Origin of the sequence: Citrobacter sp. RHBSTW-00017 (assembly GCF_013797615.1) — a bacterium.
GTDB lineage: Bacteria > Pseudomonadota > Gammaproteobacteria > Enterobacterales > Enterobacteriaceae > Citrobacter > Citrobacter braakii.
On sequence record NZ_CP056899.1, the window covers coordinates 1,365,454 to 1,382,415 of the forward strand.

At 51.8% G+C, this 16,962-nt stretch carries 9 protein-coding genes, 1 tRNA gene and 3 rRNA genes; 8 read left to right on the forward strand and 5 right to left on the reverse strand.

The window, feature by feature from the left end; genetic code table 11:
* Positions 1-118: 118 nt before the first annotated feature.
* Positions 119-856 carry an outer membrane protein assembly factor BamD gene (gene bamD, locus HV037_RS06640; protein WP_016154064.1) on the reverse strand — a complete coding sequence of 246 codons (738 nt, stop codon included), beginning with the start codon at positions 854-856 and terminating at the stop codon, positions 119-121.
* A 131-nt stretch (positions 857-987) separates the two neighbouring features.
* On the opposite strand from bamD, the gene rluD reads away from it, so the two are divergent.
* The 7 genes from rluD (at position 988) to rrf (ending at position 10,857) form a co-directional block, all read left to right on the forward strand.
* Positions 988-1,968: a 23S rRNA pseudouridine(1911/1915/1917) synthase RluD gene (gene rluD, locus HV037_RS06645; RefSeq protein ID WP_016154063.1), complete on the forward strand. Its 981-nt coding sequence runs from the start codon at positions 988-990 to the stop codon at positions 1,966-1,968.
* Positions 1,965-2,696: a purine nucleoside phosphorylase YfiH gene (yfiH, locus tag HV037_RS06650; RefSeq protein WP_103284122.1), complete on the forward strand. Its 732-nt coding sequence runs from the start codon at positions 1,965-1,967 to the stop codon at positions 2,694-2,696. The genes rluD and yfiH overlap by 4 nt, the downstream gene beginning before the upstream one ends.
* 129 nt (positions 2,697-2,825) lie before the next feature.
* Positions 2,826-5,399, forward strand: a complete 2,574-nt coding sequence (clpB, locus tag HV037_RS06655; protein WP_016154061.1) for an ATP-dependent chaperone ClpB — start codon at positions 2,826-2,828, stop codon at positions 5,397-5,399.
* Between the two features lie 416 nt (positions 5,400-5,815).
* A 16S ribosomal RNA gene (locus HV037_RS06660) occupies positions 5,816-7,357 on the forward strand.
* Between the two features lie 85 nt (positions 7,358-7,442).
* Positions 7,443-7,518, forward strand: a tRNA-Glu gene (locus HV037_RS06665).
* A 220-nt stretch (positions 7,519-7,738) separates the two neighbouring features.
* Positions 7,739-10,645, forward strand: a 23S ribosomal RNA gene (locus HV037_RS06670).
* A gap of 96 nt (positions 10,646-10,741) precedes the next feature.
* Positions 10,742-10,857: ribosomal RNA gene (gene rrf / locus HV037_RS06675) — 5S ribosomal RNA — on the forward strand.
* The 16S, 23S and 5S rRNA genes sit together here with 1 tRNA gene alongside, the layout of an rRNA operon.
* A gap of 1 nt (position 10,858) precedes the next feature.
* Here rrf and HV037_RS06680 read toward each other — a convergent pair.
* Positions 10,859-10,999: a hypothetical protein gene (locus tag HV037_RS06680; RefSeq protein WP_158655789.1), complete on the reverse strand. Its 141-nt coding sequence runs from the start codon at positions 10,997-10,999 to the stop codon at positions 10,859-10,861.
* A 141-nt stretch (positions 11,000-11,140) separates the two neighbouring features.
* Between HV037_RS06680 and HV037_RS06685 the strand changes: the two genes are divergently transcribed.
* The gene (locus HV037_RS06685; protein WP_181500210.1) at positions 11,141-12,439 is read left to right on the forward strand and encodes an MFS transporter; all 1,299 of its coding nucleotides are present in this window, start codon (positions 11,141-11,143) and stop codon (positions 12,437-12,439) included.
* On the opposite strand, the gene HV037_RS06690 is transcribed toward HV037_RS06685, so the two are convergent.
* The 3 genes from HV037_RS06690 to pat all read right to left on the reverse strand — a co-directional run bounded on the left by HV037_RS06690 (position 12,436) and on the right by pat (position 16,934).
* Positions 12,436-12,759: a YfiM family lipoprotein gene (locus HV037_RS06690; RefSeq protein ID WP_103284467.1), complete on the reverse strand. Its 324-nt coding sequence runs from the start codon at positions 12,757-12,759 to the stop codon at positions 12,436-12,438. The genes HV037_RS06685 and HV037_RS06690 overlap by 4 nt on opposite strands.
* 44 nt (positions 12,760-12,803) lie before the next feature.
* Positions 12,804-14,159 (reverse strand): CDP-diacylglycerol--serine O-phosphatidyltransferase, encoded by a 1,356-nt coding sequence (gene pssA / locus HV037_RS06695; RefSeq protein ID WP_003835350.1) that lies wholly within the window; start codon positions 14,157-14,159, stop codon positions 12,804-12,806.
* Positions 14,160-14,273: 114 nt separating this feature from the next.
* Positions 14,274-16,934, reverse strand: a complete 2,661-nt coding sequence (pat, locus tag HV037_RS06700; protein ID WP_103284121.1) for a protein lysine acetyltransferase — start codon at positions 16,932-16,934, stop codon at positions 14,274-14,276.
* Between the last annotated feature and the right edge of the window lie 28 nt (positions 16,935-16,962).

Below are 16,962 nucleotides of genomic sequence, written 5' to 3' on the forward strand. Positions count from 1 at the left end.
GAATACCTGAAAGCAAGCCATATTTGATGAGATGCGTTGCAGCTAAACCGCTTCAGTTGTGGCGTTTACGGATAAAAAAACGGCAGCCTTTGGGCTGCCGTTTGCATTCTGAGATAAATCAGGTATTGCTGCTGTTGGCGGCAATGATTTTCGCTACTTTTTCTGCCTGCGCATTCATCTGCATCTGGCGATAAGCATTTTCCATTAACGGCAGGGCATTGCGTGTTGCCTGGGTATCCGGGAAGTCGCGCAGCATGCCTTCCACACGGTTTACCACGGCAACCCATGCACCGCGGGCAGTGTAGTATTCCACAACGGAATATTCATACTTCGCCAGACGGTCTTTCAGGAATACCAGACGTTTGGTGGCGTCAGTGGTGTACTGGCTGTTCGGATAGCCACGTACCAGTTTGGAAAAGTCATTAAACGCAGCTCGGGCATGTTGCGGATCGCGATCGCTGCGATCAACACCAAAGAATCCTTGCAGTGCGCTATCATCCAACGCCATATTGGTCAGGCCACGCATATACATGACATAATCAATGTTAGGGTGTGTCGGGTTAAGACGAATAAAACGATCGATGGCAGCCTGAGCAAGTGGCAGATCGGCGTTTTTGTAGTAGGCGTAGATGAGATCTAATTGCACCTGCTGAGAATACGGTCCAAATGGATAACGGTTATCCAACGCTTCTAATTGCGTTATTGCCTGTTTCCAGTTACCGTCCTGCAGCTTTTGCTGAGCAGTCGCGTAGATTTCATTTGGCGGATTATCGGGCACCTCTTCCTTTGAACCAGAGCAACCCGCCAAAAACAGGCTCAACGTGGCTGCTGCCACCAGATATTTCATGCGCGTCATGACGTTTTGACTTTCCTCAAAATGTTTTACGGGAGATTCTCTGTTCCTGCTCCCGGTTAAGACCAGCTACAATAGCACACTATATTAAACGGCAAAGCCGTAAAACCCAACGTTAAACGAAGAAGCAGTTTATGGCACAACGAGTAGAACTCACCGCAACAGTCTCCGAAAATCAGCTCGGTCAACGCTTAGATCAGGCTTTGGCCGAATTGTTCCCTGATTATTCGCGATCGCGCATAAAAGAATGGATCCTTGACCAGCGCGTACTGGTAAATGGCAATCTTTGCGATAAACCGAAAGAAAAAGTGTTGGGTGGAGAGCGCGTCTCCATCACTGCAGAAATTGATGAAGAGGTTCGTTTTGAACCTCAGGATATCCCACTGGATATCGTTTATGAAGATGACGATATTCTTGTCATCAACAAACCCCGTGACCTCGTAGTGCATCCGGGTGCCGGTAATCCTGATGGCACGGTATTGAATGCATTACTGCATTACTACCCGCCAATCGCGGATGTTCCACGTGCTGGTATCGTGCACCGTCTGGATAAAGACACGACCGGATTAATGGTGGTGGCAAAAACCGTTCCGGCGCAAACGCGTCTGGTGGAGTCGCTGCAGCTGCGTGAAATTACCCGTGAGTACGAAGCCGTGGCGATTGGTCATATGACGGCAGGCGGAACCGTTGAGGAACCGATTAGCCGCCACCCGACCAAGCGTACGCACATGGCGGTACACCCGATGGGGAAACCGGCGGTGACGCACTATCGCATAATGGAACACTTCCGTGTGCACACGCGTCTGCGGCTGCGTCTGGAAACCGGACGTACGCACCAGATCCGCGTGCACATGGCGCATATCACCCATCCGCTGGTGGGCGATCAGGTCTACGGCGGTCGTCCGCGTCCACCGAAAGGCGCTTCTGACGAATTTATCTCCGTTCTGCGTAAGTTCGATCGTCAGGCGCTGCACGCGACTATGCTGCGTTTATATCACCCAATTTCAGGTATCGAAATGGAATGGCATGCACCGATTCCACAAGATATGGTGCAATTGATTGAAGTGATGCGCGCTGATTTCGAAGAACATAAGGATGATATTGCCTGGCTATGAGTAAGCTAATTGTCCCGCAGTGGCCGATACCGCAAGGTGTTGTGGCGTGTAGTTCTACCCGTATTGGCGGTGTTAGCATGCCGCCTTATGATTCGCTGAATCTGGGCGCCCATTGCGGCGACAACCCGGAGCATGTTGAAGAGAACCGCAAGCGGCTGTTTGCTGCGGGCAATCTGCCGTCAAAGCCAGTCTGGCTGGAGCAGGTCCACGGTAAGGATGTCCTGAAACTGACCGGCGAGCCTTACGCCTCCAAACGTGCGGATGCTTCTTACAGCAATACGCCGGGCACCGTGTGTGCAGTGATGACGGCCGACTGTCTGCCGGTGCTGTTTTGCAATCGCGCTGGAACGGAAGTCGCGGCGGCACATGCGGGTTGGCGCGGATTATGCGTCGGCGTGCTGGAAGAGACGGTGGCGTGTTTTGCCGACAAACCTGAAAACATTATTGCCTGGCTAGGCCCGGCGATTGGCCCGAACGCGTTTGAAGTGGGAGCAGAAGTTCGCGCAGCGTTCATGGCGAAAGATCCGCAAGCGGACCTCGCATTTGTACCGCATGGTGATAAATATCTGGCGAATATTTACCAGCTTGCGCGTCAGCGTCTGGCAAATATCGGAGTAGAGAACATCTACGGTGGCGACCGTTGCACCTTCAGCGAAAGTGAGACGTTCTTCTCTTATCGTCGCGACAATACCACGGGTCGTATGGCAAGTTTTATTTGGCTGATATAACCTAAAGAATCAAGACGATCCGGTACGTGTAATTTTCTTTTCACATAATTCAGGTCATTCACCTTGAATAATTGAGGGATGACCTCATTTAATCTCCAGTAGCAATTTTGACCTGTTATGGGAGGAGTTATGCGTCTGGATCGTCTTACTAATAAATTCCAGCTTGCTCTTGCCGATGCCCAGTCACTCGCATTGGGGCACGACAATCAATTCATCGAACCACTTCATCTAATGAGCGCCTTGCTGAATCAGGAAGGGGGATCGGTACGTCCTTTATTAACGTCTGCTGGCATTAATGCTGGCCAGTTACGTACAGCCATTGACCAGGCGTTGAGCCGGTTGCCGCAGGTAGAAGGTACCGGCGGTGATGTGCAGCCTTCTCAGGATCTGGTGCGTGTACTGAATCTTTGCGACAAGCTGGCGCAAAAACGTGGGGACAACTTTATTTCGTCAGAACTGTTCGTACTGGCGGCGCTTGAGTCACGCGGTACGCTGACCGATTTACTAAAATCAGCAGGTGCGACGACCGCGAATATCACTCAGGCAATTGAACAAATGCGTGGAGGTGAAAGCGTGAATGACCAGGGGGCTGAAGACCAACGTCAGGCCTTGAAAAAATATACCGTCGACCTGACCGAACGTGCCGAGCAGGGCAAACTCGATCCGGTCATCGGCCGTGATGAAGAAATTCGCCGTACTATTCAGGTACTGCAGCGGCGTACTAAAAATAACCCGGTGTTAATCGGCGAACCAGGCGTCGGTAAAACAGCTATCGTTGAAGGGCTGGCCCAACGAATTATCAATGGTGAAGTGCCGGAAGGCTTAAAAGGTCGCCGTGTGCTGGCGCTGGATATGGGCGCGCTGGTGGCTGGGGCCAAATATCGTGGTGAGTTTGAAGAACGCTTAAAAGGCGTGCTGAACGATCTCTCGAAACAGGAAGGCAATGTCATCCTGTTTATTGATGAGCTGCATACTATGGTTGGGGCGGGTAAAGCCGATGGCGCAATGGACGCCGGGAACATGCTGAAACCTGCGCTGGCACGCGGGGAACTGCACTGTGTAGGCGCAACAACGCTTGATGAATATCGCCAGTACATCGAAAAAGATGCGGCGCTGGAACGTCGTTTCCAGAAAGTATTTGTAGCCGAACCTTCAGTAGAAGACACCATCGCGATTCTGCGTGGCCTGAAAGAACGTTATGAGCTGCACCACCATGTGCAGATCACTGACCCGGCGATTGTTGCGGCAGCTACGCTGTCTCACCGCTATATTGCCGATCGTCAGTTGCCGGACAAAGCTATCGACCTTATCGATGAGGCGGCATCCAGCATTCGTATGCAGATTGACTCCAAGCCGGAGGAACTCGACAGACTCGACCGCCGTATTATCCAGCTCAAACTGGAACAGCAGGCATTAATGAAAGAGTCTGATGAGGCGAGTAAAAAACGTCTCGATATGCTCAACGAAGAGCTGGACGATAAAGAGCGCCAGTATTCTGAATTAGAAGAAGAGTGGAAAGCTGAAAAAGCATCCCTTTCGGGAACGCAAACTATCAAGGCTGAGCTGGAGCAGGCGAAAATCGCCATCGAACAGGCGCGTCGTGTCGGCGACCTGGCGCGGATGTCTGAACTGCAGTACGGCAAAATTCCTGAACTGGAAAAACAGCTGGAAGCAGCCACCCAGTCTGAAGGCAAAACCATGCGTCTGCTGCGTAATAAAGTCACGGATGCAGAAATTGCAGAAGTGCTGGCGCGCTGGACCGGGATCCCGGTTGCTCGCATGCTGGAAGGCGAACGGGAAAAACTGTTGCGTATGGAGCAGCAGTTGCACAGCCGCGTGATTGGCCAGAACGAAGCGGTGGAAGCCGTTTCTAACGCTATCCGTCGTAGCCGTGCTGGCTTGTCCGATCCAAATCGCCCGATTGGTTCATTCTTGTTCCTCGGCCCAACCGGTGTCGGTAAAACTGAACTGTGCAAAGCGCTGGCAAACTTTATGTTCGACAGTGATGATGCCATGGTGCGTATCGATATGTCCGAGTTTATGGAGAAACACTCGGTGTCTCGTCTGGTCGGGGCGCCTCCGGGATATGTCGGCTATGAAGAAGGTGGATATCTGACAGAAGCGGTACGTCGTCGTCCTTACTCTGTCATCCTGCTGGATGAAGTGGAGAAAGCGCACCCGGATGTGTTCAATATTCTGTTGCAGGTGCTTGACGATGGTCGTCTGACTGACGGGCAGGGGAGAACGGTCGACTTCCGTAATACGGTTGTCATCATGACCTCGAACCTGGGGTCCGATCTGATTCAGGAACGCTTCGGCGAGCTGGACTACGGCCACATGAAGGATATGGTCCTGGGCGTCGTGAGCCATAATTTCCGCCCGGAATTCATCAACCGTATAGATGAAGTTGTTGTATTCCATCCGTTGGGTGAGCAGCACATTGCTTCTATTGCACAGATCCAACTGCAACGTCTGTACAAACGTCTGGAAGAGCGTGGCTATGAAATCCATATCTCTGACGAGGCGCTTAAACTGCTGAGTGCGAATGGTTACGATCCGGTGTATGGCGCACGTCCACTCAAACGTGCTATCCAGCAACAGATCGAAAACCCGCTGGCGCAGCAAATTCTGTCTGGTGAGCTGATTCCTGGCAAAACGATTCGGCTGGAAGTGAATGACGATCGCATTGTGGCAGTGCAGTAAGTCACAAAACGACAATAAACGAGCCCTGCGGGGCTCGTTTTTGTTTAAAAACAAAGCAAAAATCAATGTGATGGTTGAAAAGTAGTCGCTTGATAAGTTTTTTGTATTTTTAACTTGTCAGCCTGAAATAACTCCCTATAATGCGCCTCCACTGACACGGAACAACGGATTACAAACCGCCGGGTCAGCGGAGAAAAGCGAAAATAAACGCTTGACTCTCCAGCGGGATGGCGTAATATGCACACCCCGCGCCGCTGAGAAAAAGCGAAGCGGCACTGCTCTTTAACAATTTATCAGACAATCTGTGTGGGCACTCGAAGATACGGATTCTTAACGTCGCAAGACGAAAAATGAATACCAAGTCTCTGAGTGAACACGTAATTCATTACGAAGTTTAATTCACGAGCATCAAACTTAAATTGAAGAGTTTGATCATGGCTCAGATTGAACGCTGGCGGCAGGCCTAACACATGCAAGTCGAACGGTAGCACAGAGGAGCTTGCTCCTTGGGTGACGAGTGGCGGACGGGTGAGTAATGTCTGGGAAACTGCCCGATGGAGGGGGATAACTACTGGAAACGGTAGCTAATACCGCATAACGTCGCAAGACCAAAGAGGGGGACCTTCGGGCCTCTTGCCATCGGATGTGCCCAGATGGGATTAGCTAGTAGGTGGGGTAACGGCTCACCTAGGCGACGATCCCTAGCTGGTCTGAGAGGATGACCAGCCACACTGGAACTGAGACACGGTCCAGACTCCTACGGGAGGCAGCAGTGGGGAATATTGCACAATGGGCGCAAGCCTGATGCAGCCATGCCGCGTGTATGAAGAAGGCCTTCGGGTTGTAAAGTACTTTCAGCGAGGAGGAAGGTGTTGTGGTTAATAACCACAGCAATTGACGTTACTCGCAGAAGAAGCACCGGCTAACTCCGTGCCAGCAGCCGCGGTAATACGGAGGGTGCAAGCGTTAATCGGAATTACTGGGCGTAAAGCGCACGCAGGCGGTCTGTCAAGTCGGATGTGAAATCCCCGGGCTCAACCTGGGAACTGCATCCGAAACTGGCAGGCTAGAGTCTTGTAGAGGGGGGTAGAATTCCAGGTGTAGCGGTGAAATGCGTAGAGATCTGGAGGAATACCGGTGGCGAAGGCGGCCCCCTGGACAAAGACTGACGCTCAGGTGCGAAAGCGTGGGGAGCAAACAGGATTAGATACCCTGGTAGTCCACGCCGTAAACGATGTCGACTTGGAGGTTGTGCCCTTGAGGCGTGGCTTCCGGAGCTAACGCGTTAAGTCGACCGCCTGGGGAGTACGGCCGCAAGGTTAAAACTCAAATGAATTGACGGGGGCCCGCACAAGCGGTGGAGCATGTGGTTTAATTCGATGCAACGCGAAGAACCTTACCTACTCTTGACATCCAGAGAAGTTTGCAGAGATGCGAACGTGCCTTCGGGAACTCTGAGACAGGTGCTGCATGGCTGTCGTCAGCTCGTGTTGTGAAATGTTGGGTTAAGTCCCGCAACGAGCGCAACCCTTATCCTTTGTTGCCAGCGGTCCGGCCGGGAACTCAAAGGAGACTGCCAGTGATAAACTGGAGGAAGGTGGGGATGACGTCAAGTCATCATGGCCCTTACGAGTAGGGCTACACACGTGCTACAATGGCATATACAAAGAGAAGCGACCTCGCGAGAGCAAGCGGACCTCATAAAGTATGTCGTAGTCCGGATTGGAGTCTGCAACTCGACTCCATGAAGTCGGAATCGCTAGTAATCGTGGATCAGAATGCCACGGTGAATACGTTCCCGGGCCTTGTACACACCGCCCGTCACACCATGGGAGTGGGTTGCAAAAGAAGTAGGTAGCTTAACCTTCGGGAGGGCGCTTACCACTTTGTGATTCATGACTGGGGTGAAGTCGTAACAAGGTAACCGTAGGGGAACCTGCGGTTGGATCACCTCCTTACCTTAAAGAAACGTTCTTTGTAGTGCTCACACAGATTGTCTGATGAAAAGTAAATAGCAAGGCGTCTTGCGATTGAGACTTCAGTGTCCCCTTCGTCTAGAGGCCCAGGACACCGCCCTTTCACGGCGGTAACAGGGGTTCGAATCCCCTAGGGGACGCCACTTGCTGGTATGTGTGAGTGAAAGTCGCCGACCGAAGTATCTCAAAACAGACTTTCGAGTCTCGTTTGAGATATTTGCTCTTTAAAAATCTGGATCAAGCTGAAAATTGAAACGACACACTGTTTCATTTCTCCGTAAACAAGAAATGAAAAGCGGTGTGTCCGAGTCTCTCAAATTTTCGCAACACTGAAGTGTTTTACGAAACATCTTCGGGTTGTGAGGTTAAGCGACTAAGCGTACACGGTGGATGCCCTGGCAGTCAGAGGCGATGAAGGACGTGCTAATCTGCGATAAGCGTCGGTAAGGTGATATGAACCGTTATAACCGGCGATTTCCGAATGGGGAAACCCAGTGTGATTCGTCACACTATCATTACGTGAATACATAGCGTAATGAAGCGAACCGGGGGAACTGAAACATCTAAGTACCCCGAGGAAAAGAAATCAACCGAGATTCCCCCAGTAGCGGCGAGCGAACGGGGAGCAGCCCAGAGTCTGAATCAGCATGTGTGGTAGTGGAACGGTCTGGAAAGTCCGGCGATACAGGGTGACAGCCCCGTACACAAAAGTGCATGTGTTGTGAACTCGAAGAGTAGGGCGGGACACGTGGTATCCTGTCTGAATATGGGGGGACCATCCTCCAAGGCTAAATACTCCTGACTGACCGATAGTGAACCAGTACCGTGAGGGAAAGGCGAAAAGAACCCCGGCGAGGGGAGTGAAAAAGAACCTGAAACCGTGTACGTACAAGCAGTGGGAGCCTCTTTATGGGGTGACTGCGTACCTTTTGTATAATGGGTCAGCGACTTATATTCTGTAGCAAGGTTAACCGAATAGGGGAGCCGAAGGGAAACCGAGTCTTAACTGGGCGTTAAGTTGCAGGGTATAGACCCGAAACCCGGTGATCTAGCCATGGGCAGGTTGAAGGTTGGGTAACACTAACTGGAGGACCGAACCGACTAATGTTGAAAAATTAGCGGATGACTTGTGGCTGGGGGTGAAAGGCCAATCAAACCGGGAGATAGCTGGTTCTCCCCGAAAGCTATTTAGGTAGCGCCTCGTGAACTCATCTTCGGGGGTAGAGCACTGTTTCGGCTAGGGGGTCATCCCGACTTACCAACCCGATGCAAACTGCGAATACCGAAGAATGTTATCACGGGAGACACACGGCGGGTGCTAACGTCCGTCGTGAAGAGGGAAACAACCCAGACCGCCAGCTAAGGTCCCAAAGTCATGGTTAAGTGGGAAACGATGTGGGAAGGCACAGACAGCCAGGATGTTGGCTTAGAAGCAGCCATCATTTAAAGAAAGCGTAATAGCTCACTGGTCGAGTCGGCCTGCGCGGAAGATGTAACGGGGCTAAACCATGCACCGAAGCTGCGGCAGCGACACTATGTGTTGTTGGGTAGGGGAGCGTTCTGTAAGCCGTTGAAGGTGTGCTGTGAGGCATGCTGGAGGTATCAGAAGTGCGAATGCTGACATAAGTAACGATAATGCGGGTGAAAAACCCGCACGCCGGAAGACCAAGGGTTCCTGTCCAACGTTAATCGGGGCAGGGTGAGTCGACCCCTAAGGCGAGGCCGAAAGGCGTAGTCGATGGGAAACAGGTTAATATTCCTGTACTTGGTGTTACTGCGAAGGGGGGACGGAGAAGGCTATGTTAGCCGGGCGACGGTTGTCCCGGTTTAAGCATGTAGGCGGAGATTCCAGGTAAATCCGGAGTCTTGTTAACGCTGAGGTGTGATGACGAGGCACTACGGTGCTGAAGTAACAAATGCCCTGCTTCCAGGAAAAGCCTCTAAGCATCAGGTAACACAAAATCGTACCCCAAACCGACACAGGTGGTCAGGTAGAGAATACCAAGGCGCTTGAGAGAACTCGGGTGAAGGAACTAGGCAAAATGGTGCCGTAACTTCGGGAGAAGGCACGCTGATATGTAGGTGAAGTGATTTACTCATGGAGCTGAAATCAGTCGAAGATACCAGCTGGCTGCAACTGTTTATTAAAAACACAGCACTGTGCAAACACGAAAGTGGACGTATACGGTGTGACGCCTGCCCGGTGCCGGAAGGTTAATTGATGGGGTTATCCGTAAGGAGAAGCTCTTGATCGAAGCCCCGGTAAACGGCGGCCGTAACTATAACGGTCCTAAGGTAGCGAAATTCCTTGTCGGGTAAGTTCCGACCTGCACGAATGGCGTAATGATGGCCAGGCTGTCTCCACCCGAGACTCAGTGAAATTGAACTCGCTGTGAAGATGCAGTGTACCCGCGGCAAGACGGAAAGACCCCGTGAACCTTTACTATAGCTTGACACTGAACACTGGTCCTTGATGTGTAGGATAGGTGGGAGGCTTTGAAGTGTGGACGCCAGTCTGCATGGAGCCAACCTTGAAATACCACCCTTTAATGGCTGGTGTTCTAACGTAGACCCGTGATCCGGGTTGCGGACAGTGTCTGGTGGGTAGTTTGACTGGGGCGGTCTCCTCCTAAAGAGTAACGGAGGAGCACGAAGGTTAGCTAATCCTGGTCGGACATCAGGAGGTTAGTGCAAAGGCATAAGCTAGCTTGACTGCGAGAGTGACGGCTCGAGCAGGTGCGAAAGCAGGTCTTAGTGATCCGGTGGTTCTGAATGGAAGGGCCATCGCTCAACGGATAAAAGGTACTCCGGGGATAACAGGCTGATACCGCCCAAGAGTTCATATCGACGGCGGTGTTTGGCACCTCGATGTCGGCTCATCACATCCTGGGGCTGAAGTAGGTCCCAAGGGTATGGCTGTTCGCCATTTAAAGTGGTACGCGAGCTGGGTTTAGAACGTCGTGAGACAGTTCGGTCCCTATCTGCCGTGGGCGCTGGAGAATTGAGGGGGGCTGCTCCTAGTACGAGAGGACCGGAGTGGACGCATCACTGGTGTTCGGGTTGTCATGCCAATGGCATTGCCCGGTAGCTAAATGCGGAAGAGATAAGTGCTGAAAGCATCTAAGCACGAAACTTGCCCCGAGATGAGTTCTCCCTGACCCTTTAAGGGTCCTGAAGGAACGTTGAAGACGACGACGTTGATAGGTCGGGTGTGTAAGCGTAGCGATACGTTGAGCTAACCGATACTAATGAACCGTGAGGCTTAACCTTACAACGCCGAAGGTGTTTTGGCGGATGAGACATCGAAATTCAGCTTGATTACAGATTACATCGACATGCGAAAAGCGTGTTGATAAACAGAATTTGCCTGGCGGCTGTAGCGCGGTGGTCCCACCTGACCCCATGCCGAACTCAGAAGTGAAACGCCGTAGCGCCGATGGTAGTGTGGGGTCTCCCCATGCGAGAGTAGGGAACTGCCAGGCATTAAATAAGTGAAAAAGCCCATCCTGCCGGATGGGCTTTTTTGCGTCTGCAGAGAATGAAACTGCCGGATGCAGCGTACCATTTTATCCAGCCCATAAAAGCCCACTCTATTTCAAACCGATTTTTCTCTTTCTCGAACATATCTGAATCCTTTCTCTGCTAATGAAAACCGTGATCTTTCTCTCATAATAAATTATAACAATTATATAACATTTATTTCACCAAAAAAGACACAACCACCATTGATAAATTAATGCAATCGTTGGCAGGGGTACAATTCTAATGGCTGATAGCAGTGTAACTGAGAACGGGGCGCTGGCAGACGGCGATACTCGGCGTCGTATATGGGCGATTGTCGGAGCATCATCAGGGAATCTGGTCGAATGGTTTGATTTCTATATCTATTCTTTCTGCTCTCTCTATTTTGCTCATATCTTTTTTCCATCAGGACACACCACCACGCAACTCTTACAAACAGCCGGAGTTTTTGCTGCAGGCTTTCTGATGCGACCGATTGGCGGCTGGCTGTTTGGTCGCATCGCGGATAAGCACGGGCGTAAAAAGTCGATGCTGCTGTCAGTTTGTATGATGTGTATGGGATCGCTGGTGATCGCTTGTCTTCCGGGATATGAAACCATCGGTACCTGGGCTCCTGCTCTATTGCTGCTGGCTAGGTTATTTCAGGGGCTGTCTGTCGGTGGTGAATACGGGACCAGCGCTACCTATATGAGTGAAGTAGCCGTTGAAGGGAAGAAAGGTTTTTATGCTTCCTTCCAGTACGTGACGTTAATCGGCGGGCAGTTACTGGCACTGCTGGTTGTGGTCATATTACAGCAAACGTTAGAAGACTCAGCGCTAAGATCGTGGGGTTGGCGTATTCCATTTGCGTTGGGCGCCGTACTGGCTATTGTTGCGTTATGGCTGCGTCGACAGTTGGATGAAACCTCGAAACAGGACGTTCGCGCGCTGAAAGAAGCTGGTTCTCTGAAAGGTCTGTGGCGTAATCGCAAAGCCTTCATCATGGTGCTTGGCTTTACCGCTGCTGGCTCGCTGTGTTTTTACACGTTCACAACCTACATGCAGAAGTACCTGGTTAACACCGCCGGTATGCATGCCAACGTAGCCAGTGGGATTATGACGGCGGCACTGTGTGTGTTTATGCTGGTGCAACCGTTGTTCGGTGCCTTGTCAGATAAAATTGGCCGACGTACTTCAATGCTGTGTTTTGGCGCGTTGGCCGCGATTTTCACCGTCCCCATTCTGACAGCGTTGCAAAGCGTGACGTCCCCGTATATGGCGTTTGCTCTGGTGATGTGTGCCTTGCTGATTGTGAGTTTCTATACGTCAATCAGCGGTATTCTGAAGGCCGAGATGTTCCCGGCACAGGTGCGCGCTCTGGGGGTTGGATTATCTTATGCGGTGGCCAATGCTCTGTTTGGTGGCTCAGCCGAATATGTTGCGTTATCCCTGAAGTCTGTCGGTATGGAAACAACATTCTTCTGGTACGTTACAGCACTGGCAATAGTCGCATTTTTGGTATCGCTGATGCTGCATGGGAAGGGGAAAGGTCTGCGCCTCTAGTGATGTGCCAGTTGCCAGACCGCATAACCGGTAGACGCACCTGCAACATCCCAGGCGAAGTCTTTCCAGCTCCAGCCGCTCCCAGCGGGACGGCTGTCCCATAGCTCTTTTGACGCGCCCAGGCTGACTGAGAACATCAGGCCGATAGCCGCGCTGCGATCGCGGCTGTTGCCCTGATGTTGAGCATATTCGTTTCCAACTGCGGAGAGCATAGCGGAGGCGATAAAGTGTTGAGCCTTGTCTTGTCCGCTCCAGCGGTCGTTTGCCATGTGGCTGCAGCCAGAAATAGCCAGGATACTGAAAAGAATAAACAAGCGCACCGTTGCCTCCATAGGAAAAACCCCGTCACTGGACGGGGTCTTGGTTACAGAATACGGCTAATTAATCTGTCGATACGGATACGGCGTAGTCGACGGATGAGCTTACGCACTTTGACTGGATAGTCGGCAATGCTTTGCAGGTCGCGATAGTGCTTAACGACGGTAGTATGCGTGCGAATAAGCTCCAGCTCTTTATCGCGCTGGGGAGTCAGCTCTTGCTTCGGATCGTGGATAAGGATGGCGTTTTCCAGATCCAGACGCCAGGCGCGAGGGTTAAGGTTGTTGCCGGTGAGCAGCATCCATTTATCATCAACCCACATGCCTTTCAGATGATAGGTGTTGTCATCATCTTTCCATAAGCGCACGACCAGTTGGTCGGTATTCACATAATATTGCAGTCTGCTCAGGAAACGGCGCAGGTTAATTTCATACAGGTAGGGCAGCGCGCCGATGATTTTAAATGGCTCATCTTCTGGAATGAAAAAGTCGTTGGCGGTTTTATCACCGACAATGATCTCGACCTTTTTGCCTTCACGCAGCAGCTGAATGATATTGCGCACCAGTATAGCGGGCAGGTTGAAATAAGGGGTACAGATTGTGAGCTTGTGCTCCGCGCAGGGCATAAGGTGGAAAATGGTCTTATTTAACAGACTGGATTTTCCAAGGCCTACCAGAGGCGTTACCGAGAGCTGTTCATTATCCGCATCACCCTGAAAATGGAATGACGCATCGCGCAGTTCCTGACGGTACAGGCGGATGTCGTTTTTAATTTCCGGGCTTTTAGGGCGATTAATATCATCAAGGCGATTAACGCCGCGACCGTTCATCAGGTTCTGCGTGACCCAATCGAACATGATATCGGCCATTTGCGCGTTGCGAATCAACTGATAACGGTCATAGCGATATTTATCATGCTGATGCAGATAAACATCATTCAGGCTGGCCCCGCTATACAGGACGCTGTCATCGATGATAAAGCCTTTAAAATGCAGGACGCCAAGCGCTTCTCGGGTGTTAATCGGAACACCGTAGACAGGAATATCAATACCTGGGTTTTCTTGTGCCATTCGGCAATACCAGTCAGCGTTGGTATTCGATGCCGCAGCACCAATACGTCCGCGCTGGGCTCGGTGCCAGTCGACAAGCACCCGGACATCCAGTTCAGGACGCTGCCGTTTTGCCGCATAGAGCGCGTCGAGTATGCCTTTGCCACCGTCATCCTGTTCCAGGTACAGCGCAATAATGCAGATCCGTCGCGTCGCGCTGGCTATTTTTTCCAGCAGAGTCTCCCTGAAATTAGCGGGAGCATAAAAGAAATCTACATCATCAACTGACTGAGAAATCTTGGGTAGTTGGGCAAGGTGTTGTTGATGTTTATTACGCTTAAATTTTGACAACATCACAGTGCATTTCTTCTCTGTTCATTGAAGGGTCCTCTGTGCTATGCAGACGACATAAGCGGGTAATGATACCACCAGTACCTATTAATGTGGTCAACATTTCCAGTACCTTACTCACGATTCCTCAAATTGGGCCAGATTAAGCGTTAGCCCAACAATTCCCTCTTCGAGTTGGACGTCAACAGCGAACCCGAGTTTCCGGGCCAGGGCGACCATCCCACGATTGTTTGGCATCGTAATACCATTCAAACGTCTAAGTCCGTGATCTCGGGTATATGCAATTAATTTTTCCATCAACCGGCGACCCAGTCCAAGCCCTTTGAGATCTGAACGAACCAGCACGGCGAACTCGGCGTCAATGTTATCAGGATCCGAGATTGCTCGCGTTACGCCGAGGATCTCTTGCTGATTGTTTTTACAGCGTACCGCAACAAAGGCCATTTCCCGATCGTAGTCGATCTGCGTCATATTGGCTAAATCTTCGTGGGTAAATTCGTTGATCTCACTGAAATAGCGATAATAAAGATCTTCTTTTGTTACCTGAGAAATGAACTGCTGCAGATGAGGTTCATCCTCGGGCAAAATAGGGCGGAACAAGCAACGCTCGCCGTTCTTCAACTCCACCCATTCTTCAAGCTGATGGGGGTAGGGACGTATAGCCAGTCTGCTTTCGTTATCGCCCGTGAAAAGGGCAATGTCCAGCGTGACATCCAGCGCGGTAAATTCACCGGCGGAGGCCAACAGCGGATGAATATCCAGACGCTGAATTTCCGGGCAATCGACGATCAGATTGGAGACCTGCACCAGAAGCTGACTTAACCCGGCGATATCCAATGGGCGTAATGCGCTGCGAGCGCGGATCTTTTTATTTTTGATCCCCTGGATCACCAGATAACGCGCCAGATTCATGTTCAATGGCGGCAACGCCACCACGGCCTGCTCTTCTGGTCGCCACTCAACTCCGCCTTCACCAAGCATAATCAACGGGCCAAATACCGGGTCATGTTCAACGACGACGCGCAGCTCCTGAGCGCCAGCGCGATTCGCCATACTTTGTACTAATAAACCGTGAATGCGCGCCTGCGGCCAGGCCATTTTTACCCGATCAAAAATCGCATTGGCTGCCTGCTGCACCTCTGTTGCTGTCCGCAGGTAGAGCATTACCCCCTGAACTTCTGATTTATGCGGGATATCAGGAGAACGCAGCTTTAGCGCCACCGGGTAACCGATTTGCTCCGCGATGTGTACGGCTTCAGCGCTGTCGCTGGCGATCCACGTCGGCAGCGTGTGTAAGCCATAGGCTTGTAAAATCGGCTGCACTTCATGGGTATCCAGCGACGTTGCTCCTTCAGCAATCGCCTGCTGTAACAGATTATGCGCCTCGGCGGTGTTGGTGGTCAGGTAGTCGGGCAGCGCAGGGGTTTCCCGCAGTTGCTTCTGGTTACGCCGGTACTCCACCATATGCATAAACGCGGTGATGGTGCCTTCTGGCGTGCGGTAGGTAGGTAATCCGGCTTCGCTAAACAGTCTACGGGCTTCCTGGGAGGAAAACTCTCCGCACCAGTTGGTCAGCAACGAGACGAACTTACCGCGGGGATGACGTTTTACCGCCTCGATTAACGCTTGCGCGCTTTCTGTTCCCGGGGCGGCTGCGCTGGGTGAGTGAATCACCATCAGTGCGTCGAAATCCTGGCTGGCGAGCAAGATATCCAGCGTCTTAACGTAGTGTTCGCTGCTGGCGTCATCACGCAGATCCAGCGGGTTGGCGATATCAATATGTTCAGGTAACGCATCGCGTAATTTCTGGCAGGTATCTTCACTCAGTGTCGCCAACTTGCCATTTTTTGACCACAGCTCATCTAATGCCAGTGCGGCAGGCGCGGCCCCATTACTGATGATCATCAGCCTGTCGCCGCGCAGTGGACGCATGTGGCTCAGGGTTTCTACCGCAGAGAAGAGCTCGTGAGTGTCTTGTACGCGTAATAAACCGGCGCGCTGGATAGCTGCGTCCCACGCAGGGTCCATCCCTGCACTGGTATGCAGTAAACGCTGTGCAGCCGGACTGCGACCACTCTTAATCACCAGAATGGGTTTATTGCGCGAGGCGCTACGGGCGGCGGAGACAAAGCGCCGGGCATCACTTAAATGTTCGAGATACAGTAATATCGCGCTGGTTTTACTGTCGCGCGCCAGGTAATCCAGCAGTTCATCAACGTCGATATCAAGGCTGTCGCCCAGCGCGATAAACCAGGAAAAACCCATGTCGCGCTGCTGCGCCCAGTCCAGAATGGTGTTGGAAATCGCCGCTGACTGGGAAATAAATGCCAACTTACCGCGCTTGATGGGGACGGGGGAAAAGCTGGCGTTAAGCCCCTGCCAGGGCGCGAGAAGTCCCAGGCTGTTTGGGCCGAGGAGACGTATGTTGTAGCGTGCGGCGCAGGCCAACAATTCCAGGTGCTGCGATGCGGGAGCTGAAAGAATAATGCAGGTTTTACAGCCTTTCTCGCCAAGCGCTTCGAGTAATGCCAGGTTGCGGCTGGCATTGGTGCACAACACGGCAAGGTCTGGGCTAAAAGGCAGGCTGTTGATATTGGGCCAGGCCAGGACGCCCAACACCGCTTTCCATGCTGGCGTCACTGGTAAAACAGGTCCATTGAAACCGCCGGCAAGCAGGTTACGCATCATCAGGTAACCTGCGCGATTAGGCTTCATTGACGCCCCAATCACCGCAATGGATTTCGGTCGCAGTAGTGCTTCCAGACCACGCTGACTCATATCGGCTTCCTTAATGACACCAGTGACC

Excerpts from the sequence above, each read along its gene's own strand:
- yfiH (WP_103284122.1), top strand. The coding sequence starts at position 1,965 with ATGAGTAAGCTAATTGTCCCGCAGTGGCCGATACCGCAAGGTGTTGTG.
- HV037_RS06685 (WP_181500210.1), top strand. The coding sequence starts at position 11,141 with ATGGCTGATAGCAGTGTAACTGAGAACGGGGCGCTGGCAGACGGCGAT.
- pssA (WP_003835350.1), bottom strand. The coding sequence starts at position 14,159 with ATGTTGTCAAAATTTAAGCGTAATAAACATCAACAACACCTTGCCCAA.
- bamD (WP_016154064.1), bottom strand. The coding sequence starts at position 856 with ATGACGCGCATGAAATATCTGGTGGCAGCAGCCACGTTGAGCCTGTTT.
- HV037_RS06680 (WP_158655789.1), bottom strand. The coding sequence starts at position 10,999 with ATGTTCGAGAAAGAGAAAAATCGGTTTGAAATAGAGTGGGCTTTTATG.
- rluD (WP_016154063.1), top strand. The coding sequence starts at position 988 with ATGGCACAACGAGTAGAACTCACCGCAACAGTCTCCGAAAATCAGCTC.
- pat (WP_103284121.1), bottom strand. The coding sequence starts at position 16,934 with ATGAGTCAGCGTGGTCTGGAAGCACTACTGCGACCGAAATCCATTGCG.
- clpB (WP_016154061.1), top strand. The coding sequence starts at position 2,826 with ATGCGTCTGGATCGTCTTACTAATAAATTCCAGCTTGCTCTTGCCGAT.